Origin of the sequence: Campylobacter sp. CNRCH_2013_0898h (assembly GCF_025772965.1) — a bacterium.
Taxonomy (GTDB): Bacteria; Campylobacterota; Campylobacteria; order Campylobacterales; family Campylobacteraceae; genus Campylobacter_D; species Campylobacter_D lari_D.
In genome coordinates this window covers 37097-58290 of record NZ_JAKMTD010000005.1, presented here as the reverse complement: position 1 = coordinate 58290, position 21194 = coordinate 37097, and the positions used below count along the sequence as shown (strand labels likewise).

General features: G+C 28.6%; 25 protein-coding genes. 1 reads left to right on the top strand and 24 read right to left on the bottom strand.

Annotation, left to right across the window (positions count from 1 at the left end; translation table 11 throughout):
• Window positions 1–32: 32 nt before the first annotated feature.
• The 17 genes from L8X50_RS04025 to mqnP all read right to left on the bottom strand — a co-directional run bounded on the left by L8X50_RS04025 (window position 33) and on the right by mqnP (window position 11765).
• On the bottom strand, window positions 33–371 hold the full coding sequence (locus L8X50_RS04025) for a YraN family protein (protein ID WP_133319499.1): 339 nt from the start codon (window positions 369–371) through the stop codon (window positions 33–35).
• The gene (locus tag L8X50_RS04020) at window positions 371–1624 is read right to left on the bottom strand and encodes a homoserine dehydrogenase (protein WP_133319498.1); all 1254 of its coding nucleotides are present in this window, start codon (window positions 1622–1624) and stop codon (window positions 371–373) included. Before L8X50_RS04020 ends, L8X50_RS04025 begins: the two co-directional genes overlap by 1 nt.
• A 1-nt stretch (window position 1625) precedes the next feature.
• Window positions 1626–2828, bottom strand: coding sequence for an LL-diaminopimelate aminotransferase (locus L8X50_RS04015; RefSeq protein ID WP_220566550.1), 1203 nt, complete (start codon window positions 2826–2828; stop codon window positions 1626–1628).
• A 12-nt stretch (window positions 2829–2840) separates the two neighbouring features.
• Window positions 2841–3647, bottom strand: coding sequence for a hypothetical protein (locus L8X50_RS04010; RefSeq protein WP_263659525.1), 807 nt, complete (start codon window positions 3645–3647; stop codon window positions 2841–2843).
• Window positions 3641–4513, bottom strand: coding sequence for a hypothetical protein (locus L8X50_RS04005; protein WP_263660457.1), 873 nt, complete (start codon window positions 4511–4513; stop codon window positions 3641–3643). The genes L8X50_RS04010 and L8X50_RS04005 overlap by 7 nt, the downstream gene beginning before the upstream one ends.
• Window positions 4506–5186: a 23S rRNA (guanosine(2251)-2'-O)-methyltransferase RlmB gene (rlmB, locus tag L8X50_RS04000; protein WP_263660456.1), complete on the bottom strand. Its 681-nt coding sequence runs from the start codon at window positions 5184–5186 to the stop codon at window positions 4506–4508. The genes L8X50_RS04005 and rlmB overlap by 8 nt, the downstream gene beginning before the upstream one ends.
• 19 nt (window positions 5187–5205) lie before the next feature.
• Window positions 5206–6024, bottom strand: coding sequence for a 16S rRNA (cytidine(1402)-2'-O)-methyltransferase (gene rsmI / locus L8X50_RS03995; protein WP_263660455.1), 819 nt, complete (start codon window positions 6022–6024; stop codon window positions 5206–5208).
• The gene (rpmE, locus tag L8X50_RS03990) at window positions 6024–6224 is read right to left on the bottom strand and encodes a 50S ribosomal protein L31 (RefSeq protein ID WP_039664588.1); all 201 of its coding nucleotides are present in this window, start codon (window positions 6222–6224) and stop codon (window positions 6024–6026) included. Before rpmE ends, rsmI begins: the two co-directional genes overlap by 1 nt.
• A 77-nt stretch (window positions 6225–6301) precedes the next feature.
• Window positions 6302–6964: a 16S rRNA (uracil(1498)-N(3))-methyltransferase gene (locus L8X50_RS03985; RefSeq protein ID WP_133319492.1), complete on the bottom strand. Its 663-nt coding sequence runs from the start codon at window positions 6962–6964 to the stop codon at window positions 6302–6304.
• Window positions 6964–7374, bottom strand: a complete 411-nt coding sequence (locus tag L8X50_RS03980) for a hypothetical protein (RefSeq protein WP_220566545.1) — start codon at window positions 7372–7374, stop codon at window positions 6964–6966. Before L8X50_RS03980 ends, L8X50_RS03985 begins: the two co-directional genes overlap by 1 nt.
• Window positions 7374–7574: a cytochrome C gene (locus L8X50_RS03975; RefSeq protein WP_133319490.1), complete on the bottom strand. Its 201-nt coding sequence runs from the start codon at window positions 7572–7574 to the stop codon at window positions 7374–7376. Before L8X50_RS03975 ends, L8X50_RS03980 begins: the two co-directional genes overlap by 1 nt.
• Window positions 7574–8158 (bottom strand): 6-pyruvoyl trahydropterin synthase family protein, encoded by a 585-nt coding sequence (locus L8X50_RS03970; protein WP_220566544.1) that lies wholly within the window; start codon window positions 8156–8158, stop codon window positions 7574–7576. The genes L8X50_RS03975 and L8X50_RS03970 overlap by 1 nt, the downstream gene beginning before the upstream one ends.
• The gene (locus tag L8X50_RS03965) at window positions 8155–8904 is read right to left on the bottom strand and encodes a 7-carboxy-7-deazaguanine synthase QueE (RefSeq protein ID WP_263660454.1); all 750 of its coding nucleotides are present in this window, start codon (window positions 8902–8904) and stop codon (window positions 8155–8157) included. Before L8X50_RS03965 ends, L8X50_RS03970 begins: the two co-directional genes overlap by 4 nt.
• Entirely contained in the window at window positions 8904–9872 is a 969-nt protein-coding gene (gene moaA, locus L8X50_RS03960) for a GTP 3',8-cyclase MoaA (RefSeq protein WP_263660453.1), read from the bottom strand. Before moaA ends, L8X50_RS03965 begins: the two co-directional genes overlap by 1 nt.
• Before the next feature lie 9 nt (window positions 9873–9881).
• Entirely contained in the window at window positions 9882–10403 is a 522-nt protein-coding gene (locus L8X50_RS03955) for a DUF6115 domain-containing protein (protein ID WP_133319486.1), read from the bottom strand.
• Window positions 10396–10893: a hypothetical protein gene (locus L8X50_RS03950; protein WP_263659526.1), complete on the bottom strand. Its 498-nt coding sequence runs from the start codon at window positions 10891–10893 to the stop codon at window positions 10396–10398. The genes L8X50_RS03955 and L8X50_RS03950 overlap by 8 nt, the downstream gene beginning before the upstream one ends.
• Window positions 10890–11765, bottom strand: a complete 876-nt coding sequence (gene mqnP, locus L8X50_RS03945) for a menaquinone biosynthesis prenyltransferase MqnP (protein WP_263660452.1) — start codon at window positions 11763–11765, stop codon at window positions 10890–10892. Before mqnP ends, L8X50_RS03950 begins: the two co-directional genes overlap by 4 nt.
• Before the next feature lie 69 nt (window positions 11766–11834).
• On the opposite strand from mqnP, the gene miaA reads away from it, so the two are divergent.
• Window positions 11835–12710, top strand: a complete 876-nt coding sequence (gene miaA / locus L8X50_RS03940) for a tRNA (adenosine(37)-N6)-dimethylallyltransferase MiaA (RefSeq protein ID WP_220566539.1) — start codon at window positions 11835–11837, stop codon at window positions 12708–12710.
• Here the strand turns inward: miaA and L8X50_RS03935 are convergent.
• The 7 genes from L8X50_RS03935 to nuoI are packed head-to-tail and all read right to left on the bottom strand — an operon-like array spanning window position 12701 to window position 21192.
• The gene (locus L8X50_RS03935; protein ID WP_220566538.1) at window positions 12701–15064 is read right to left on the bottom strand and encodes a tetratricopeptide repeat protein; all 2364 of its coding nucleotides are present in this window, start codon (window positions 15062–15064) and stop codon (window positions 12701–12703) included. The two genes, miaA and L8X50_RS03935, sit on opposite strands and share 10 nt — an antisense overlap.
• Before the next feature lie 24 nt (window positions 15065–15088).
• A complete protein-coding gene (locus L8X50_RS03930; protein ID WP_263660451.1) occupies window positions 15089–16486 on the bottom strand; it encodes an NADH-quinone oxidoreductase subunit N in 1398 nt (465 codons plus the stop codon).
• Window positions 16486–17958 (bottom strand): complex I subunit 4 family protein, encoded by a 1473-nt coding sequence (locus tag L8X50_RS03925; protein WP_263660450.1) that lies wholly within the window; start codon window positions 17956–17958, stop codon window positions 16486–16488. Before L8X50_RS03925 ends, L8X50_RS03930 begins: the two co-directional genes overlap by 1 nt.
• A gap of 1 nt (window position 17959) precedes the next feature.
• A complete protein-coding gene (nuoL, locus tag L8X50_RS03920; RefSeq protein ID WP_263660449.1) occupies window positions 17960–19762 on the bottom strand; it encodes an NADH-quinone oxidoreductase subunit L in 1803 nt (600 codons plus the stop codon).
• Window positions 19750–20061, bottom strand: coding sequence for an NADH-quinone oxidoreductase subunit NuoK (nuoK, locus tag L8X50_RS03915; protein ID WP_087699810.1), 312 nt, complete (start codon window positions 20059–20061; stop codon window positions 19750–19752). The genes nuoL and nuoK overlap by 13 nt, the downstream gene beginning before the upstream one ends.
• On the bottom strand, window positions 20061–20567 hold the full coding sequence (locus tag L8X50_RS03910; protein WP_263660448.1) for an NADH-quinone oxidoreductase subunit J: 507 nt from the start codon (window positions 20565–20567) through the stop codon (window positions 20061–20063). Before L8X50_RS03910 ends, nuoK begins: the two co-directional genes overlap by 1 nt.
• Window positions 20560–21192: an NADH-quinone oxidoreductase subunit NuoI gene (gene nuoI, locus L8X50_RS03905; protein WP_133319477.1), complete on the bottom strand. Its 633-nt coding sequence runs from the start codon at window positions 21190–21192 to the stop codon at window positions 20560–20562. The genes L8X50_RS03910 and nuoI overlap by 8 nt, the downstream gene beginning before the upstream one ends.
• Window positions 21193–21194 lie beyond the last annotated feature (2 nt).

Sequence of the window (21194 nt, the reverse complement as noted above, 5' to 3'; positions counted from 1 at the left end):
TCAAATTCTATTAAAATAGAATAAACATTCCCTTAATAACTAATGTTCTCTAAAAGTTTTATATCATCTTTATATACGCAAAGTAAATCTAGTTGATAATTTTCATCATTTTTATGTTTCATAAAGTAATATTCTATAGTCTTAATAATTTTATTATATTTTTTATTATCCAATCTATATTCTACCTCATAATCTCCTTGCGTGCTTTTAACTTCAATAAAATGTAAAATTTTATCTTTTTTAGCAATAATATCAATTTCTCCAAATTTAGAATAAAAATTCCTTTTTAAAATTTCAAATCCTTGTGTTTTTAAAAATTCACACGCCAACTCTTCTCCTTTTTTACCAAAAAGATATTCAAATAATGCCATTACTCTTCTATTCTCATCATAAAAACATCATCTTTTACAAATTCTTGTTCTCTAAGCTTTTGAGTTAAAATTTGTATATTTTTTTCATAAGTTTGATGAGTGATGAAAAATAAAGTGCTATAATCTTGCTTTTCTTTTTTAGGCTTTTGCAAGAAAGTATCGATTGAAATTTGATGTTCACTCATTAATTGTGTGATTTTTGATAAAACTCCTATTTTATCTAATACCTTTAATCTTAAATAATATCTTGTATAAATTTCATCTTTACTTAAAAGTTTATAAGAAGTATCATTTAAATACCCAAAAATAGCACTATTTTTTTCTTTTCTTGCTATATCGATTAAATCAGCTATAACAGCACTTGCAGTTGCCCTGCCACCTGCTCCTGGGCCATAATATAAACTTTCACCCAATACATCTCCATCAATACTAATAGCATTCATTACCCCATCAACTTTTGCTAGTATTTTATCTTTGCTAAGCATGGTAGGATGAACTCTTAATTCTATTTTTTCATCTTTAATCTTAGCAATACCCAAGTGTTTTATGGTATATTCAAATTCTTTTGCAAAATAAATATCCTCATTACTTACTTTGCTAATACCCTCAATCAAAATATCTTCAGGTTTTACTCTTAATCCATAGGCAATATTTGCTAAAATCAAAAGTTTATGTGCTGCATCAAAACCCTCTATATCAAAAGTGGGGTTAGCTTCAGCATATCCTAAATCTTGTGCTTTTTTTAACACCTCTTGGAATTTGGTATTATCTTCGGTCATTTTACTTAAAATATAATTGCTTGTGCCATTTAAAATACCTTTAATAGAAACAATATTATTAGCACTCAAGCCCTCTTTTAAAATTTTAATAATAGGAATTCCACCCGCCACACTCGCCTCATAACCAAAAGCTGTATCTTGTGCTAATTTTTCAAGCTCATAACGATGATAAGCAAGCAAAGCTTTATTAGCAGTTACCACTGCTTTTTTTCTTTTTAAAATTTTTGAAATTATCTCAAAGGGTAAATCAATACCACCCATTAACTCCACAAATACATCAATATCTTCACGCTCTAAAACCTCATCAATATCATTTACCACAGGAATTAATGCATTTGGTTTTGGATTTCTTGCCAAAGCAATTACTGGAATAATTTCTTCATCACATCTTGCTTTGATTAAATCTTGATTTTTTAGCAAAGTTTCTACAACAGCACTTCCTACCGTACCATATCCCAAAATTGCGATTTTCATTTTATTCTCTTAAATATTTTTTTATATTTCTTGCTGCTTGACGAATGCGATTTTCATTTTCTATTAAAGCTATTCTAACATACTCATTACCCGCTTCACCAAAACCAACTCCAGGACTTACCGCTACATTTGCTTTTTGCAAAAGCTGTTTAGAAAATTCCATACTTCCAAGGTGAGCTTTACTTTGAGGGAGTTTTGCCCAAACAAACATACTTGCATTAGGTTTTTTCAGCTCCCATCCTGCCTGAAAAAATGAATCAAGCAAGACTTCTAATCTTTTTGCATAAGTTGCCTTAATCTCTTCAACACAAGTTTGATCTCCATCTAAAGCTATAGTAGCAGCAACTTGTATAGGAGTATACATACCATAATCAAACCAAGACTTGATTTTTTTCAAAGCCGCAATTAAGCGTTTATTACCCACTACAAAACCTACACGCCAACCTGCCATATTGTAAGACTTTGAAAGTGTATAAGTTTCCACCGCTACATCTTTAGCACCTTCAACTTCAAAAATAGAAGGGGTTTTATAAGAACCAAAAGTCAAATCTGCATAAGCAATATCAGAAATAATATAAAATCTTTCTTTTTTTGCCATTGCAACTAATCTCTCATAAAAACTTCTTTCCACAGTGACTGTTGTAGGATTGTGCGGAAAATTTACTACTACATATTTTGGACGCGGAATACTTTCATGTAGTGTTTTTTGCAAATTTTCAAAAAAAGTATTTTCATTTAATTCATAATTTTCATTAAAATCAAAATTCATAGTTGCTACATTACCACCTGCTATGATAAAAGCTTGAGTGTGTATAGGATAAGCGGGTGTAGGTACAATAGCTACATCTCCTGGGTTAATAACAGCTCTTGCTAAATTTACAAAGCCTTCTTTAGAGCCCATCGTTGCAACTACTTCACTTTCAGGATCTAAATCAACATCGTATTTTCTTTTATACCAATTACAAATTGCAAGTCTTAGTTTATAAATTCCACTCGAAGCAGAATAACCAGAAGTTTTTTCTTTATTTGCACTTTCACAAAGTTTATCTATAATGTGTTGAGGAGTTTTACCATCAGGATTTCCCATAGAAAAATCTATTATATCCTCCCCTGCTCTTCTTGCTGCCATTTTAATCGCATTAACTTCAGCAAAAACATAATTTGGAAGTCTTTCTATGGTATTAAAATGAATTTCTTCAAACATTTTCCATCCTTTTTAGCGTCTTAAGTAAATTTTTAAACCCCTTTTTATGTTATCAAGGCTAAACATATCGCCAATGATAGCATATTTTGCACCCAATGGGATATTTATATTAATTTCATTTTGTTTGTGTGTGTTTTCTATACCTTGAATAAAATTTAAATTTTTATCTAAAAATTGAATTTTACAAAACCAAGAATCAAGATTGTGCGCACTAAGCTCTATGCTTTTTGCTCCTTGTAAATCAACAATATATTCCCTTAAAGGCTTATTTAATTGAGTGATGGTATTTAGTGGAATTTGAGTATTGACTTTAGGTTTTGCTTTTGAAAAATCTAGCTCATACTCATAATTTAATTCTGAAATTTTAGAAATATCTTTAATAAAAACAGAGCTTGATAACAAGGCTTTATAGAAAACTCCTGGATCAAGCATATATTGAGAATCTACAGCTAACTTATAGGTGATATAATTTTCCCTTAAAGTTAATTCAGTTGGTATAAAATACACATAGCCTAATTCGTTTAAAGTATCATTAATAGTTTTAAAAAATAAAACAGAATCAGCTTGAGCTTTAAAACTAAAAGTTAGAGTTTTTGGCTCATTTAATATAAAATTTGCCAAAGAATTAGTTTTTAAAATTTGAGAAATAGTGTAAATATCTACATTTCCGCGTTCATCTTTATAATCATTCCTTGCAAACAAGAGCTCTAATTTTGCATCTTTAGAATTATCATTAACAATATGTTTTGCAACTTCTAAAGCACTTAGTGCAAAAGCGTTAAGAGTAAAAAAAATGGAAAATATTAAAATTCTTACCATAATTTTCCTCTATTTTCTTTGATAAATTCAGCTTTTGTAATTTGTTTGATTTTACTATCTTTAATCATTAAAAATTTAGACACACCGTTTTTAAACTCTAAAGTATTATTATTTTCATCGTTTAAGCTAAAAGCAGCGTGGCCTGTGGTAATTAACATATCTTTATCCAAAGGTAAAACATAATCATTTTTAATAGTTAAAGAGCTCTTTCTAAAAGTTTTTAAATCCACCATACCAAGCCAAAGCTCTGCACTTGGTTTTATAATGCTTTCATTGAGTAAAATGATATTTTCTTCAGGCATATTTGAGCTAGCATTATCTTCTAATGTTTTTTCTGTATTATTGTTCTCGCTTATTGGTTCTAAAATAGTCGCGTTTGTTTCATTATTTTCCATAGCATCATCAGCAAAAAAATTAAGAACTGGTGTTTCATTTTCATCAACTTTTTCTTCTAAAACAACCTGCTCTTGATTTAATACATTGGTGGTATTTTCATCTAAAGTAGAACTTTGAAAAAATCTTGAAACACCCCAGGCCAAAGCTACTATCAAAAGTACTACTACTATAATCACAATATACCATACACTTGAGCTTTCTTTGGTATATGAGTTCATTCTAGGTGAAATATGCACATGATTTTTTTTCTCAATACCATTTTCTTCTAAATAGACATGATATTCTTCTAAAAAATTAGAAAAGTCAAGCTCATACTCTCTTTGTAAAATTTTAATAAAGCCATTTACATTAAAGCGAGATAAAGACTTAAAATCTTTCTTAATGATATATTCAAGACAAGCTATTTCTATTTGTGTTCTTTTTTGAACTTCTAACAAATTTAAATCTTCTAATTTTTTCCAACTATCCATTTTTCATCCTATCGCAAAGTATTGCAAATGCTGCACTAACATTTAAACTATCAAAATCATTGTGCATTTTTATACCTACGCACTCATCGCATTTTTTAAGTACCTTTGGCGCTATACCAAAACCTTCACTTCCCATAATCAAAACTTTTTTATCTTTGGCCTTGATAGTATGTATATCACTACCTCCGCTTGCACTAGCATAGATATAAAAACCTTTTTGTTTTAACTCATTTATCATGCTTAAAATATCATCATTTAAGACTATTTCCATATCTAAAGCTGCTCCACTACTTGCACGAATAACTCCATCCATAGCCACGCTTTTAGCTACCAAAATAACCCCATCAGCACCTAAAGCATAAGCACTACGCACGATAGCACCTATATTTCCAACATCGCTAATATTATATAAAATAACTATAAAATCTTTTTCTTTTAAACTCTCAAAAGAGCTAAATTCAAATTCATCAATTTCCATTAAAAAACCTTGATGATTTCCACCTCTTGCTAAGCTTTGTGCGGTTTTAAAATCAAGCTTTTTAATTTTTTTTGATGCCCTTGTTATTTTTGAAAAATCAGCTTTTTCACATTCTTTTGCCAAATAAATTTCTTTAATTTTTTCTTCATGCTTTTCTAAGATATAAAAAAACACTTGCTTACCATAAACTATCATTTTTAAATAATAACCAAATTCAACTTAAAAGCAGTTTTTGATAATTTTCTTTTGGAGATTTTGCATTGATTTTCGAAAGAAGTTTTGCCTTTGCCTTTAAAGATAAATCAAGCTCATAAATATCTTGCTCACACAAGGTGTTTTGATGAAATTGCTTTTCTTTAGCATTTACCACTGCACACCATTCACCGCGTAAATCCATTGTTTTTAATTTTTCCAAAACCTCTAAAGCTTCTGCTCTAAATTTAGTTTCAAATTTCTTTGTTGCTTCTTTTATGATAAAAATTTCTCTTAAAGGATCAATTTTACTAATTTCTTCTACTAAATTAAGTATTCTAGTGGGTGCTTCATAAACTATACTAGGATAAGGATTAAGCATTAAATTTTCAATATCTTTTTGTCTTTGAGGATTTTTATTGGCCAAAAAACCCATAAAAATAAATTCTTTTTTACAAAATGCACTTGAAACCAACGCAAGCAAAGCAGCATTTGATCCTGTTAAGACTTCATAGTCAATATTGTTTTTAATAGCATATTCGATTAAAAATTGCCCCGGATCGCTAATACCTGGCATACCTGCATCACTTAAATATGCAATATCTTGCTTAAAAAAATCCTCATCTATTTTTGCTAAAAAATCTTTTTCATTATGAGTATGTAAAGCTATATATTTATCAGGCTTTATTTCTAAATTAAATTTTTCATTAAGAAGATGAATTAAAGATTTGCAAACTCTTGTATCTTCACATAAAAAGAGCTTGCATTTTTGTAAAATTTCTAAAGAATGAAAAGAAATATCGTTTAAATTTCCTATGGGTGTAGGAATAAAATATAACATTATTGCATTGCGTATTTTTTCTTAAATTTCTCTACACGACCCGCAGCATCTACGATTTTTTCACTACCTGTAAAGAATGGGTGGCAGCTTGAACAAATATCAACTTTAATTTCTGATTTATTTGACTTAGTAGTAAAAGAATTTCCACAAGCACAACTAACTTTACACTCTACATATTCTGGGTGAATTTCTTTCTTCATTGTTTATCCTTTTTCAAAACATTAAGGCGTAATTATATAGATTTTTATATAAAAAATAGCTAAATTTAAGCATGTTTTTAAATTATAAATTTTGAAGCAACCCCTATAAGTGCTGTTTGTGCTTTAAGTATATAGTTGGCTTGTAATTTTGCTCTTTTTATATTTATTTCTCTTTCTTTTTGCGAAAATCCGCCTTCAGCCCCAACCAAAAATACATATCTATCGGGATCAAAATTCATCAAATCTTTACCTTCAAAATCTATCAAAACAATATTTTCATAAGCTTGCTGAAATTTTTTAAAGTCATCAAAACTTTCAAGTTCCATTAAAGAAGCACGACCGCATTGCTGGGATGATTCTATAAGAATTTTTTCCATTCTTTTAAAATCTAATTTAAAATTTTTTTGCGAGTATTCCATATACACAAAAGAAAGTTTTGCTACTCCAAGTTCATTTAAAAAAGGTAAAGTTTTTTCTATAACCTTTGGATCAATCACCGCCAAAGCTAAATGTATATATGTTTTTAATTCTTGTTTTTCTTCTTTTTTATCAAGTAAATTTAATATGCAAGAGCGTCTAGAAAGCTCTATGCATTCATAAGTGTAAGCATAAAAATCTTTCAAATTCTTTAATATAATTTTATCACTCACTTTAATTCTTCGAGCCTTTAAGTGTAAAAAGGCTTCATTTTCTAGCTCTAAACTTACAGCACCACTTTGTGGGTGATATAAAAATTGCATTAAAAATAAAACCTCTTAAGCAAATAAGGCACAAAAAGCAAGAATATACCTAAACACAAAATAAAAAAACTTAAAAATCTAAATTTAGCATAGCGTTTAAACAATCTTGCTTTTTTAAATAAAACAAATTGATAAATAGCCAAAGCAAAAATCAAAATCCAACAAAACCACATAGAAAGCACATAGAAATTAAATTCAAAATGCTTTAAAGCCCATAACAAACTTCCAGTAAAAAGTGTAATTGCTAAAAACAAATAATAAATTGGTAAAAATAGACGAATTCTTTTTATAAAGATAAATTCTTGTGAGAAGTTACTTTGAGTCAAATACAAATAAAACAACATTAAAAAACCATTTGTATATAAACTATACACATGCAATGCTAAAAAAAATTCATAACTTTGATCCATTATTGTCCTTGTGTATTATTTTCATCTTGTATATCATCATCAACAGGTATAGGAAGTGTTTCATCATCTATAATGACATTAGAATCACTTTGTTCAATCTGAACTTGCTCGGTTTGTATTTCTTTTTTTATATTTTTATTCTCTTGATTTGAACAAGCCATAAAAAGCAATATTGGCACAATCAATAAAATCTTTTTCATTACACCTCCTTTTGATTGATAAAAACAAAATTTACATCTTGAAGTTTTTCAAAAAAATCTTTATCTTTCCATTCATCTCTTATAGCTTGCGAAAAGTCAATATCTGCCAAATCAATCTTTGGTAAAAATTCACTATAAGCATCTTCTCTAAAACCTTGTGCATAACCTGTTCTTGTTTCATGCACAATAATGCTTTTTAAACTAACACCTTGCTCACCATTGACCATCTTAGTCTTTAAAAGCAAAGTATCAATCAGTACAAAAAATATGCGTACAAAATTTTCCGCACTTACATTCACAGGTAAACTCACCCATCTTTGCGAGTGCTTTTTCATATCTTCTAAATAAGCTTTATCATCATCTTTAAAAAGCGTAATAGCATGATCAAAACTATCAATAATTTGTTTTATCTCATCTTTTAACAAACCAAAATCATACACCATTCCAGCATTATCAAGGTATTTACTCTCAAGTAAAATTTCTACCTTATAAGAGTGGCCATGTATGCTTGTTTTACATCGCTTGGAGCTACAAAATCTAACAATATGAGCATTTTCAAATTCAAACATTTTTCTAATAATCATACGCCTTCTTTATCTCCCCAAATTCTAATATGCAATCTATCGGAGTAATTATATCCATTTTTTATACAAAATTCAGCAACACTTAAGGCGTTTTTGGAAATTTCTTCTTCGTTTGACCCCATAGGCATACAAAAAACATCATTTTTACAAACTTGTAAAATTTCATTGATTTCTTTGAAGGCTTTATTTTCTTGTAAAAAATCCTTATCCAAAACAAATTTATAAAAACTTTCCTTAGCATAATTTTTAAAAGCTTTCAAAGCTTTTTCATTAATTCTTTTTTCTTTTTTTACACCACTATTGCTAAGCTTTACTCCTAAAGCAAAATAACATTTTTTATACAAAGGATATTTTTCAAAATCAATTTCAATACTTGCATTTGTTTCAAAATGCACCATAAAATCATTTTCTAAAAGTAAATTAATAAAACACAAAAAATCTTTATTTTGATAATTTAACAAAGGCTCACCGCCTGTAATTACAACTATAACTTTGCGTGAATTTGCTAGCTTCAAAACCTCATCAAAAAGCTTTGCTGAAGTATATGTTTTATAACAAGTTTTAAATTCTTTAGTAAAAACAGCTCTTATAGTATCACAGCCCAAAAGTATTTTAGAATCTTTTTCTTTTTTTACTCCAAAGCCTGCGCAGTTAAAATTACACCCGGCAAATCTTACAAATATAGCCAAATTTCCACTATATTTTCCCTCACCTTGCAAGCTTAAAAAAGTTTCAACAACTTCCATTATCCACCTGTTTGATAAAAGGCTCTTGTAGAACTTTGATTGGCATCATTTTCTGCCCATCTATTTTTTTCTGATTTATTTTTTATCACGGTTTTTAAAACTTCACAAGCACTTGCTATGTCTTTATTGCGTATAGCTTTTTTAATGCTTAAAGCCTCATCATAATATAAACAAGGTATTAAAAGCCCTTCGGCTGAAAGCCTTATACGGTTACAACTATCACAAAAATCATGGCTATGTGGATCAATAATGCCAAACTCATACCCATCTTCAAGTTCATAAATAGTCGCAGGTGCATTTGGACTTTTTTGTCCTTGTTTAAAAGAATACTTTTGAGCAATGATATTTAAAATTTCTGTTGATTTCAAGCCTTTTAAATCTCCATAAGCATGATAATTTTCCATAAATTCTATAAAGCGAATTTGGCTTTTGCGTGCTTTAGCAAATTCTAAAAGATCGATAAATTCACTATCATTAATCCCTTTAAGAGCTACGGTGTTAAATTTAATATTAAAACCTAATTCTAAAGCCTCATTAATACCATTTAACACATCTTTGAGTATGTTTTTTTGAGCTAATTTAAAGGCCACTTCTTCTTTTAAAGTATCCAAAGAGATGTTAATTCTTTTTAAGCCCGCTTGTTTTAAATCCTTTGCTTGTTGTTTTAATAAAGAAGCATTAGTAGTAAGCGCTAGATCTATATCTTGCTTATACTCACTAATCATAGCAATAAATTTATGCAAATCTTTTCTTACTAAAGGCTCACCACCTGTAATACGAATTTTCTTAACTCCTTCATCAATGCAAACTTTAACAAACATAAAAAGTTCTTCAAATGATAAAAGATTTTCCTTAGCACTCCATTCAAATGGAGTTTTTGGCATACAATAAAGGCAACGAAAATTACATCTTTGTGTTACTGAAATTCTTAAATAATCAATCACTCTTCCATAGCTATCTACTAACATCAAAGGCCTTTATAATAATTTATTAAATTTTAAAATAAGCTCAACCCTGCCCATACCTATACGCAAATCTTTGGCAATTTGCTCTATGGATTTTTTTTGATTAAAAAGTTCTATAACTTTTTGCTCTTCATTATCATAGCTTGGGCTTAATTTTGTAATACTTTGAGTTTTTTGTTCTAAATTTAATAAACGATTTTTTTGCTCACTTTGAAATTCTTCAATTACTTCTTCCACTTCTTTTAAAGCACTTAAAATAGGAATAATATTTTGATTGATTTTTTGTTCTAGCACCTGCAAAAGCTCTTCTTTTAATTCTTCTCTTATGGCTTCAGTGTCTATTTCTTCTTTTTCTTGCTCTTGCTCATCTAAACTTTCTTTTTTTAAATAATGATATTGTTTATTTAAATCTTCTATCATTTTACCAAGCTCATTAATCTTAACAATACTTTCTTTTTCTTTAATCATCATATAAGCAAACATAGCAAAAATTAATAAAGCTACAACTAGCCACAATAATAAATCACTATCCATTTTCTTGCTCCTTTAAAATTTTAATCATTGCTCTTTGCATATTTGCTACAAAATTATCATACACGAGCTCATCTTCTGCTTTTATTTGCGTGATTTTTGCTTCATTCTCATTTAATGCTTTAAAAAAAATACTAATTTTTTGACCATTTAAATTAAATCTAGCATAATAATCTTCATCTTGCATTAAACACCTATCTTTAAATTGAATATGTGTAAAATTTACCCCAATCACAAAAGATTTATATTTTAAATTAACAAATAATTTTGTTTTATTAATATCATTTTTTATCAAATACAATTCTTGCTTTAAATCCATAAGCAAATCAAAAATCAACTGCTCACCCTCGCTAAATTCTACCCTTGAAGCAAGCTTTTTCCATTTGCTTAAATTGACATAATTATTACTTGAAACATATTCTTGCAAAAACTCTTCATATCTTTCTTTGCTCTCTTCAAACTCTAATTCCAAAGAACTTTTAAAAAATTTCATCTCCATAAAAGATCAACCCATATAAAAATAAAAAAGACTATACTTAAATACCCATTTAAAGTAAAAAATGCTTTGTCAATTTTTGCAAAATTCTTTCTAACAATGCGGTGCTCAAAAAATAAAATAACAGCACTAACAATCACACCTAAAAATGCAATATTTCCTGTTGGAGCTACCCAAACAAATAAAAACCAAAAAAGCACTGCTAAAACATGACAAAATGCTGAGATGAACAAGGTTGCTTCAAGCCCAAATTTAGCAGGTATAGAGTGCAAGCCTGTCTTTTTATCATACTCCATATCTTGCAAAGCATAAAGTAAATCAAAACCAGCTGTCCAAAAAGTAACACCCAAACACAAAATAACACTATAAATTTCAATACTTCCCAAAACCACAATACTGCCTGCAATAGGAGCAAGTCCTAAGCAAAATCCTAATACTAAATGCGCTAGGGATGAAAATCTTTTAAAGGCTGAATAAATAGCTAAAATAAACAATACCGGCAAAGAAAGAGCAAAGGCTAGTTTGTTGATAAAATAACTTGCCAAAACAAAAATAATAGCATTTAAAATAATAAAAAGTAAAATGCTAGTTTTACCTATACGACCATCGATATTAGGTCTATTTGCACATCTTGGATTGTTTTTATCAATGTCTTCATCCATCAAACGATTGATTGCCATTGCAAAATTTCTTGCACTTACCGCGCAAATAACACCCAAAAACAAAGCTTTAAAACCAAACCAAGTGCTATCATTTAAAATAACAGAAGCTACAATCATAGAAACAAACAAAAATGGTAAAGCAAAAATAGAATGCTTAAAAACAATCAAGTCCAAAATATCTTTTAATTTTTCTTTTAATAAAGGCATTTTTTCTCTTTATAGTATATTTTTGTTATGATTTTACTAAAATAATTTTAAATTTAGGATATTTTTACGATGTTTTTTGAATTTGCTCTTATTGGAACTACTGCAAGTGGCAAAACAGAACTTGCTAACAAACTAGCTTATGAATTTAATGCAAGTATTTTAAGCCTTGATAGTCTTTGTGTGTATAAACAAATCAACATCGCTTCAGCCAAAACAGAGCAAAAAACCTTAGATGAGCTTGATTATTTTGGAATAAATTTATTAAATGTTAATGAGCATTTTAACATTGCTTTATTTTTTGAAGAATACAAAAAAGCAAAAGCCTTTGCTCAAAAAAACAATCAAATGTTAATTATTACAGGTGGAACTAGTTTTTATTTAAAAGCTTTAATGGATGGCTTGAGTGAAAATTTCAAAGAAAGTCAAAGCACGCTAAGTAATGATGAAATTTATCATTTAATGATAAAAACTGATCCACATGCCAAAATAGAAAAAAACGACACCTATCGCTTAAAAAAATGGCTTGGAATTTATGAGCAAACTAATAAAATCCCAAGCGAAGTTTTAAAAGAAACAAAACAAGAAGCTTTAATTAAAAAACTTGATATTTTTGAAATTTCTTGGCAAAAAGATCTTTTGGAAAAACGCATTATTAAACGCACTAAAAATATGCTTGATGAGGGTTTAATAGATGAAGCTAAAATGCTATATAGTAACTATGATCATCATTTAAAAGCACTAAATTCCATAGGCTTGAAAGAATGTAAAGATTTTTTAGATAAAAAAATAAATTTAAACGAGCTTGAAGAACTCATCATCATTCACACAAGACAGCTTGCCAAAAGACAAAGAACTTTTAATAAAAAATTCAACAAAGAAATTTTAGATTTTCAAAACGCTTATGAAAATTTAAAAGCTTATATTTTAAAAAAACATCAAGGCTGAGTGTTTAAGACATTTAATTTATCTTTACATAAATTTTGCCAATTGCTTGTTGTGTTAATATCTATACAATTTTGCAAACTTTGCTTTTGATTTTGTACATCTTTTAAATCTTCATAAATATTACTTTGCATATAAAAAGCTCTTGCGCGCTCATCGTCTTTTAAAGGATTAGCAAGCAAATCTTTAAACAAAGTTAAGGCTTGTTGAGCTTGATTGTTTTGTTTTAAGGCTTTGATATAGATAAATTCTAAATCCGGACTAAAAAGATTTACTCCTTTTAAATTTTGATAATCAATAGCCTTTGGAGCATAAGTTAAAATACTTGTTAGAAAATTATTTTTTTCACAATAACGCAAAAACTCATAATATAATTCCACCATACGATAATTCATAGGAAATTGCTCTAGTTTTTGCAAAGTTCTTATCATGGCATTATAATCTTGCAATTTAAGTTCAGCAAAAAATTTAATATAATTTGCTTCAAATTTTTCATCATCGCTAATAATAGTTCTTGTATTTAAAATATCATTAATTGTTTTTACAACAAAACGATAACGCTTATCTTTAAGCGCCAAATCTGCACTTTGGAGTTTATAAAAAATAATATCATCATTTTCATTTTCAACTATATATTTTTTAGCTTCTTCTATACGAGTAGTACGCTTAAAGCATTCAAGCATTTGTTTTTTATTTTGTATTTTATTTCCCACATCATATACCTTAAAATCATCATATATTTTAACAGCAGCTAAGCACTCATCATTTTTTAAATTTTGTTCTAAAACTAAGATAGCAGCTTGTTCTAAAAGATTTTTGATTTCTTTGTTGGAATATTTTTCTATGTCTTTTTGATAACTTACAACTTTTTCATAATTTTTTTCTTGAAAATATAATCTCACATTATCAAATAAAGCCATACTAGAAATTTCTCCAGCATACTTTTGCATGATCTCTTCATATCTTTGATGTAAAAAACTTGCATTATTATCTTTTAAATATAAGAAATTTTTATCTTGAGCTTCTTTTATTAAACTCACATATTCACCCAAAGGAAAATCTTCCGTGTAAAGATCTAAATACTTTTGAGCTTTAGTATGTTCATTTGCATTTAACAAAGCCAAAGAAAGATCTTTTAATACTCTTTCATATTCCTTATCGACTTTAGTCAAATGCGTAAAAATATACTCATAAATTTTAGAACTTAAATCATAAATTCTATGATTACTAAAAGCCTTAGCTAAGGATAAAGAATTTTCTAAATCACTCATAAAAAATTCAGGATTTGATTCTAAAATTTTACTTGCTAACTCCTTGGCTTCTTTTGTATTTTGCGCTTCTAAATAATTTTTAGACAAAAATAAAGCAGCCCTACTAGCTAAATCTGCATTCGGAGTAGAATAATATACATCTTGATAAATATTATTTGCTATATTTTTTTTACCCAAATGATATAAATAATCTGCATAATCAAGTAAAGCTATTATAGTATATTTATCGTCTTTATGCTCAGTACTTAAAGTATCAATAATATAATCGACATTAGATCTTTGAGATAAGCCCATATAAACTCTCATCATGATATACATTACTTCCGTATAATCTTTATCATTAATATAAGTTCTCACCCATCTTTTAGCATCATCTAGCATTTGTTCTAAAATTTGCTGATCTTTATCAAGCTCATAAGTGTAAAGCTTATTTTGCGCTCTTAATTTATAAAGCTCAAATTCATTCATAAATACACTACCTTGATAACGCTTAATAGCATTAACAGCATCTCGTAAAACTTGATCGTATTTTTTGGCTTCATATTCTTGTTTGATATTAAAATATGCATTAAAATCTGCACTTTTTGAAGTTTCCATAGGATTAGAATTTAAATCCAATGCTCCAATATAAGGCATTAATGCATCATCAAAATAAATATCAAAATCAAGTCCATCGCTAGGTTTATAATACCTTAAATCCTTAGTAAAAATAAACACAAAATGTTTAGAAGTATCTCCATTTTGACTTTGAATTTCTTTAGCATTAAAAATATCTTGAGAATAATTAAACATTTTAGCTAAAATTTTAGGATATATTTTAATTGTCAAAAAAGTTTGGTGTTTTTCAAAATAAATTGTAAAATCATCAAATTCTTTATTTTGAAATTGCATATTACTAACGCCCAAAACATTACACTCAAAATGAGTTTTTTCAAATTCAAAAATACTCTTGCAAGTAAAATCTTTATTATCTTTTAAATGCAAAAGTGTAAAGGGACGATTTTGTTCTTCCCCTTTATTAACAATAACTTCAAAAGAAAATATATAATTTATGCTTAATAATAATAAAAATAAAATCCTTATCATGAGCGTGATTATAGCAATATTATTTCACAAAAGCAAAAACGCACATGATAAGCTTCCGATAAAACATAAACTTAAAATAATCTTTTGCTTGATATCTAAATTTATACTCTTTATAGATTGACTTTTTTTAAAAAAGATATAAATTAAAATTTTCAAATAAGCATAAAGCATGATCATGGAACTTAAAGCTATAGCAAATATAAGCACATAATAGCCTGAATTTAAAATAGAAGCTAAAATTAAAATTTTACCCCAAAAAATCCCAAAAGGTGGAATTCCTGCTATACATAAAATAAACATAGCTAATATTATAGATAATACGGGTCTTTGATCAAATAAGCCAGAAAAACTTTCAAATGAGCTTTTTTGAAATAAACTTAAGATTAAAAAAATTCCATAGTTTGCAAAAGCAAAAGAAACCCAATAAACGAACAAGGCAAAAATTGAAAGCAGGTAAGAAGTTCCATCTCCTTGAGAACTCACACTCATACTAGAAACAATAACAGCCAATATAAAAGAAGAATGAGTAATAGAGCTATATGCAAGCATTTTTTTTGCATCTTTTTGAATTAAAGCTACTATGCTTACAGCAAGCATAGAAAAAATTGCTAACGATGCGACTATGTATTCAAATTTTACTCCACCGCCTAAAGCAGAAAAAATTCTTAAAACTACTATTATCATAGCAATTTTTGGAACAATAGATATAAAAGATATAAAATTTGTATGAACTCCACAATATACATCTTTTAACCAAAAATGAAAAGGAGCGATAGAAAGTTTTACTCCAACAATAACCAAAAACATCACTCCAGCACATAATAATACAGGATCTGAAATATATTCAGAATGCAATAAATTATCCAAATCCAAAGACTTTGTTTTTAAATACACAAAAGCACAAGCAAAAACAAAAAATCCAGCCCCTACTGCAGCTAAGGCAAAATATTTTATGCTAGAACTAATAGCATTATGAGTTCCTCTTAATGCTATTAATGTATAAAGAGCTAAAGAAGATCCTTCTAAAGCTAGGAAAATCACAATCAAATTAGTACTTGAAACCATTAATATTAAGGAAGCAACCATAAACAAAAATAAAGAAAAAAATTCTGCTCTTTGTTCATCTTTGTCTATAAGCAAATAAAGCATAGAAAAAAACAAAATAATTATTTGCGCAAAAATTGCATAATTATCGCTTACAAATAAACCAAAAAAAGCATGAGAATTATCTAAAACAAAACCATTATAAAGCAATAAAAAACACAAAGTGCTAAGCAAAGCTATAACACTTGCTCCTATATAAAAATTTCTAGAAAGTTTTTTAAATGCACTCAATAAAAGTAATGCAATAGCCCAAAAAAGCAATGACAACACAGGAAATAATAATACAAAATTTAATTTTTCTAAACTAAAACCACTCATTAAAAACCTCTTATACTATCTATGATTTTTTGATTTTCTATGGCGATATTTCTTGTTTGCATAACTTCAAGAATACTATTTACATTAGAAGCAATTTGATCTAGCATAGCACTTGGAGCTACCCCTAAATAAATCACTAATGCACTTAAAATACTTAAAACAAAAATTTCACCTTTTTTAAGCGTAAATTTACTGCACACTTCTTCTTCGCAAGTAGCAAAAAACATATTTCTATAAATATTTAGCATATAAATAGCTCCTAAAACGATTACACCGCCTGCAAATAATGCATACCATAAATTTACACTTGCCACACCTTGCAAGATCAAAAACTCACCTACAAAGGAAATAGTCAAAGGTAATGAAATAGATGAAAACAACAATACTGCAAAGAAAAAGCTAAATAATGGGGCTGTTTTAGCTAAATTTTTATAAAAGTCTAAATCAAAAGTATGATATCTTTTGTAAAGCATATAAGCGGCTAAAAATAAGCCACCTGTTACTATACCATGTGCAAACATATAAAATACAGAACCACTAACCCCATTATAAGTAAAAGTTACGATACCTAAAATTACCACACCCAAATGCGAAATTGAGCTATAAGCAATTAATTCTTTTAAATCCTTGGCTTTAAAAGCAATTAAGGCTGCATATAAAATTCCAACTATACATAAAATAGCAAGTAAAGAATAATAATGATTCAAAGTATCAGGCGCTAAAGGCAAAATAAATCTTAAAAACCCAAAAGGCGCCATTTTAAAGCTTACAAGCATTACAGATACTAAAGTCGGACTTTTGGTATAAACCTTTGGAGCCCAAGTATGAAAAGGAAATAAAGGACTTTTAATCGCAAAAGCAATAAAAAATCCTACAAATATTAGATTTTGTGCATTCTCAGGTATAAAAAATTCACTCTTATACCAAGCTAACAAATCAAAACTCCAATATCCAAAACTTTGATAATACAAAAATCCCACATAAATAATAGCTAAAAGCATAAGCATAGAACCGCAAAATGCATAAATGAAAAATTTAATCCCTGCCTTATAATTATCTGAATATCTACCTATTAAATAAATAAGCGGTATAAGAGAAAACTCCCAAAATACATAAAACAATAAAGCATCTAATGAAGCAAAAAGTCCTACAATGCAAAATTGTAATAAAAATATACTTATTACAACACTTTTATCTTGAATATCCAAACATATAAAAGATAAAAAAATCATAATAGAACAAAGTAATATTAAATAAAGCGCTATAGCATCTACACCTATGTGAAAATTAACTATCAAAGAATTTAAACTAAATTCATAAGCCATGCCACCATCGTAGTTAAATAACAAAAAAACATTAAAAACTAAAATCAAAAAACTAACTAAAATAGCAAAGGACTTGCTATCTTCTTTTTGTAAAAATAAAGCTATAAAAGCCGCAAAAAATGGAAATAACATTAATAAACCGAGCATATTACACCGCCAAAGCTAAACAAAATAAACACACAAAAGCCAAAACTACAATTCTTAAAGCCAAAGAATAATCCTTACCCATACTAAGAACCCTAGCAAATGTTTTAAGGAAAAATGCAATACTATCTACCAAAGCATCTAAAATTTCTTTATCAGCTTTTCTTAAAAATTCACAAAATAAAGCATACTTACTAACAATAAATTGATGATAAAATTTTGGTATGTAGTATTCATTAAACAAAAGTTTGTAAATACTTGTTTTAGAAAGTGATGGTTTAAACCAATTTTTCCAATAAGCTATGATAGCTAAAAGCACTCCAAGTACCGCAGAAACACTTGCAAGTATCATAACTAAAGAATTTTGACCATCAATAAAAGCTAAATTTTTACTTACAAAATCCATAAAGCTATGCTCAAAAAATCCTGCTATAATAGCAAGTAAAGCCAAAGGACTCATCGCAAGCAAAGCTATTTTACTAGCTTCATGGGGATGTTCTTCATGTCTTTTTGGAGTAAAAAATACAAGCATTAAAAGTCTAAAGCTATAAAAAGCTGTCATAAAAGCTGCTATTAAAAGTACTAAAAAAATTCCATGATGATGGCTTATAAAAGAAAATCCTAAAATTAAATCTTTAGAGAAAAATCCTGCAAAAGGATAAATTCCTGCTAAAGCTAAAGAACCTATAAGCATTAAAATAGCACTAAAACGCATACTTTTATAAAGTCCACCCATTTTACTAATGTCAAGCTTATCATTCATAGCATGCATAACATTACCCGCACCTAAGAATAATAAAGATTTAAAAAATGCATGAGTTGCAAGATGAAATAAAGCTATTGCATAAGCTCCAAGACCTGCTGCTACAAACATATACCCAAGTTGAGAAAGCGTCGAATATGCAATAATTCTTTTTAAATCTTTAGCTACCATGGCCATAGAAGCAGCAAAAAGCGCTACAAAAGCTCCAAGTATAGCGATAAAATACCCTACTTCAGGAACTTGTAAATAAAGCTCCCCTGCGCGAATTACCAAATAAACTCCCGCAGTAACCATAGTAGCAGCATGGATTAGAGCTGAAACTGGCGTAGGTCCTGCCATAGCATCAGCAAGCCAAGTATGGAAAGGAAATTGTGCTGATTTACCCATAGCACCTACAAAAAGTAAAAGTGCTATTAAAATCAAAATCACATCATTTTCATGCCCTAAAGATAAAAGGGTAAAAAATTCATCATATTTTAAAGAGTTAAATTCTATATAAATTAAGAAAATTCCTAAAAGCAAAGCCAAATCTGCAATTCTATTCATGATAAATGCTTCATTAGCAGCAAAAGTGTATTTTTTATTATGATACCAAAAACCTATCAAAAGCCATGAGCAAAGTCCAACACCTTCCCAACCTATGAAAAGTCCTAAGAAATTATCACTCATAATCAAAAACATCATAGAAAAAACAAAAAGTCCCAAATAGCTAAAATAGCGATTAAACCCTTCATCATGCTCCATATAAAATATACTATATAAATGCACAAAAGTCGCTACTATACTTACCACATTCATCATAATCAAAGTAATAGAGTCTATTTTAAAACCAAAACTAACATCTACTAAAGATATCCAAGTACCAAGTTCAAAATTAAAATGTACTCCATTATTTAATAAAACAATTGAAGCAAAAGCTGAAAAAGCTATAAATAAAGAAGCTAAATAACCTAAAATAATTTTCTTAGCACTAAAAGCAAAAATACCTAAAATAACAGCTGAAGCCAAAGGAGAAAAAAGTGCAATTAAAGCTAAATTTTGCATTTTATCTCTCCTTTTTCAGCTAAAGAGCTAAGCTCTAATGTTCCTGTTTTTCTATACCATAAAACACAAAGCGCTATCCCAACAGCTACTTCACAAGCTGCAACTCCCATTACAAATAAAGCAAAAATTTGACCTTCTATGTCTTTATGAGAAGCTCCTGCTGTAACTAAAGCCAAATTAGCAGCATTTAATAAAATTTCACTTGAAATAAAAAGCATAATTAAATTTTGGCGTTTTATGATACCTATTAGACCAATGATAAACATCAAAATAGCCACAATGTAGTATTTTTCTAACATCATTGTTCGTCCTTTTTTATATTTTTTTGAGTAAGTGCTATAGCACAAATTAAAGCTATTAAAAGTAAAATTGCCATAAATTCAAAAGCAAGCATATATTTTGTAAATAGAGCAAAGCCTATTTGCTGAGTAGAATCAAGACTATAAACTTCACTAGTTTCATTTAAACCAAACTCATATCCCATAATAATACTAATTAATAAAACAGCACTAAAAATCACGGCAAAAATGAAGATTCTTTTACCTTTTAAACTTTCTTTTACTTTTATAGAAGCATCAAAAAACATCATAGCAAAACTATAAAGACCCAAAATAGCTCCACTGTAAACGATTATTTGAATTGCTCCAATAAATTCAGCATTAAGTAAAAAATAAAATCCACTTAAAAAAACCATAGCCGCAGCCAAAGAACTGATAGCATAAAGCACGCTAGTGCTTAAAACACTAATTAAAAAAAATCCCAACACCAAAACACTTAATAAACAAAAAGCTATCGTTTCAAACATTTTCTTCCTTTGGAGCATCTTGCTGTCTTTGCAAATCTATCTCATAATAATTTGGAGTTTTCTTTACTAAATCATCAGCATCTTTTCTTAAACTACCACTTCCTTCAAACACCACTTGATTTTTAAGCTCATCGATAGGGGTTAAAAAATCTTCCTTTTGACCAAAATAAGATCTTTGCTCTGCGGCATTTTCATATTCTTTACCATGCACAATGGCAAGTTCAGGACAAACATCAGCACAAAATCCACAATAAATACAACGCCCTAAATTAATACTATAATTTTCGACCTTTTTGCGTCCATCTTCACTTAAACTCGTTTCCATTCTTATACAATTACTAATGCAAATTTTTTCACACAAGCCACAACCAATACAACATTCATTTTCACTTTCAATAAAACGCATCAAACGATGAACTGCACGATATCTATCATCTAAAGCAACTTTTTCCATAGGATATTTAATCGTTGCGCTATTGTTTTTTTTAAACATTTCTCTTAATACGACAAACAAACCTACAAAAAGCTCTGTATTTAAAGAACGCTTGATTACTTGTATGAATTTTTCATAAGTATTTTGAGGATTTTTACGCTCAAAATCTACTTTAAAATAACCTTTTTTCATTG

Bases quoted from the DNA above. Each gene is read 5' to 3' on its own strand.
- L8X50_RS04025 (WP_133319499.1), bottom strand. From the start codon at position 371: ATGGCATTATTTGAATATCTTTTTGGTAAAAAAGGAGAAGAGTTGGCG.
- L8X50_RS04020 (WP_133319498.1), bottom strand. From the start codon at position 1,624: ATGAAAATCGCAATTTTGGGATATGGTACGGTAGGAAGTGCTGTTGTA.
- L8X50_RS04015 (WP_220566550.1), bottom strand. From the start codon at position 2,828: ATGTTTGAAGAAATTCATTTTAATACCATAGAAAGACTTCCAAATTAT.
- L8X50_RS04010 (WP_263659525.1), bottom strand. From the start codon at position 3,647: ATGGTAAGAATTTTAATATTTTCCATTTTTTTTACTCTTAACGCTTTT.
- L8X50_RS04005 (WP_263660457.1), bottom strand. From the start codon at position 4,513: ATGGATAGTTGGAAAAAATTAGAAGATTTAAATTTGTTAGAAGTTCAA.
- rlmB (WP_263660456.1), bottom strand. From the start codon at position 5,186: ATGATAGTTTATGGTAAGCAAGTGTTTTTTTATATCTTAGAAAAGCAT.
- rsmI (WP_263660455.1), bottom strand. From the start codon at position 6,024: ATGTTATATTTTATTCCTACACCCATAGGAAATTTAAACGATATTTCT.
- rpmE (WP_039664588.1), bottom strand. From the start codon at position 6,224: ATGAAGAAAGAAATTCACCCAGAATATGTAGAGTGTAAAGTTAGTTGT.
- L8X50_RS03985 (WP_133319492.1), bottom strand. From the start codon at position 6,964: ATGCAATTTTTATATCACCCACAAAGTGGTGCTGTAAGTTTAGAGCTA.
- L8X50_RS03980 (WP_220566545.1), bottom strand. From the start codon at position 7,374: ATGGATCAAAGTTATGAATTTTTTTTAGCATTGCATGTGTATAGTTTA.
- L8X50_RS03975 (WP_133319490.1), bottom strand. From the start codon at position 7,574: ATGAAAAAGATTTTATTGATTGTGCCAATATTGCTTTTTATGGCTTGT.
- L8X50_RS03970 (WP_220566544.1), bottom strand. From the start codon at position 8,158: ATGATTATTAGAAAAATGTTTGAATTTGAAAATGCTCATATTGTTAGA.
- L8X50_RS03965 (WP_263660454.1), bottom strand. From the start codon at position 8,904: ATGGAAGTTGTTGAAACTTTTTTAAGCTTGCAAGGTGAGGGAAAATAT.
- moaA (WP_263660453.1), bottom strand. From the start codon at position 9,872: ATGTTAGTAGATAGCTATGGAAGAGTGATTGATTATTTAAGAATTTCA.
- L8X50_RS03955 (WP_133319486.1), bottom strand. From the start codon at position 10,403: ATGGATAGTGATTTATTATTGTGGCTAGTTGTAGCTTTATTAATTTTT.
- L8X50_RS03950 (WP_263659526.1), bottom strand. From the start codon at position 10,893: ATGAAATTTTTTAAAAGTTCTTTGGAATTAGAGTTTGAAGAGAGCAAA.
- mqnP (WP_263660452.1), bottom strand. From the start codon at position 11,765: ATGCCTTTATTAAAAGAAAAATTAAAAGATATTTTGGACTTGATTGTT.
- miaA (WP_220566539.1), top strand. From the start codon at position 11,835: ATGTTTTTTGAATTTGCTCTTATTGGAACTACTGCAAGTGGCAAAACA.
- L8X50_RS03935 (WP_220566538.1), bottom strand. From the start codon at position 15,064: ATGATAAGGATTTTATTTTTATTATTATTAAGCATAAATTATATATTT.
- L8X50_RS03930 (WP_263660451.1), bottom strand. From the start codon at position 16,486: ATGAGTGGTTTTAGTTTAGAAAAATTAAATTTTGTATTATTATTTCCT.
- L8X50_RS03925 (WP_263660450.1), bottom strand. From the start codon at position 17,958: ATGCTCGGTTTATTAATGTTATTTCCATTTTTTGCGGCTTTTATAGCT.
- nuoL (WP_263660449.1), bottom strand. From the start codon at position 19,762: ATGCAAAATTTAGCTTTAATTGCACTTTTTTCTCCTTTGGCTTCAGCT.
- nuoK (WP_087699810.1), bottom strand. From the start codon at position 20,061: ATGTTAGAAAAATACTACATTGTGGCTATTTTGATGTTTATCATTGGT.
- L8X50_RS03910 (WP_263660448.1), bottom strand. From the start codon at position 20,567: ATGTTTGAAACGATAGCTTTTTGTTTATTAAGTGTTTTGGTGTTGGGA.
- nuoI (WP_133319477.1), bottom strand. From the start codon at position 21,192: ATGAAAAAAGGTTATTTTAAAGTAGATTTTGAGCGTAAAAATCCTCAA.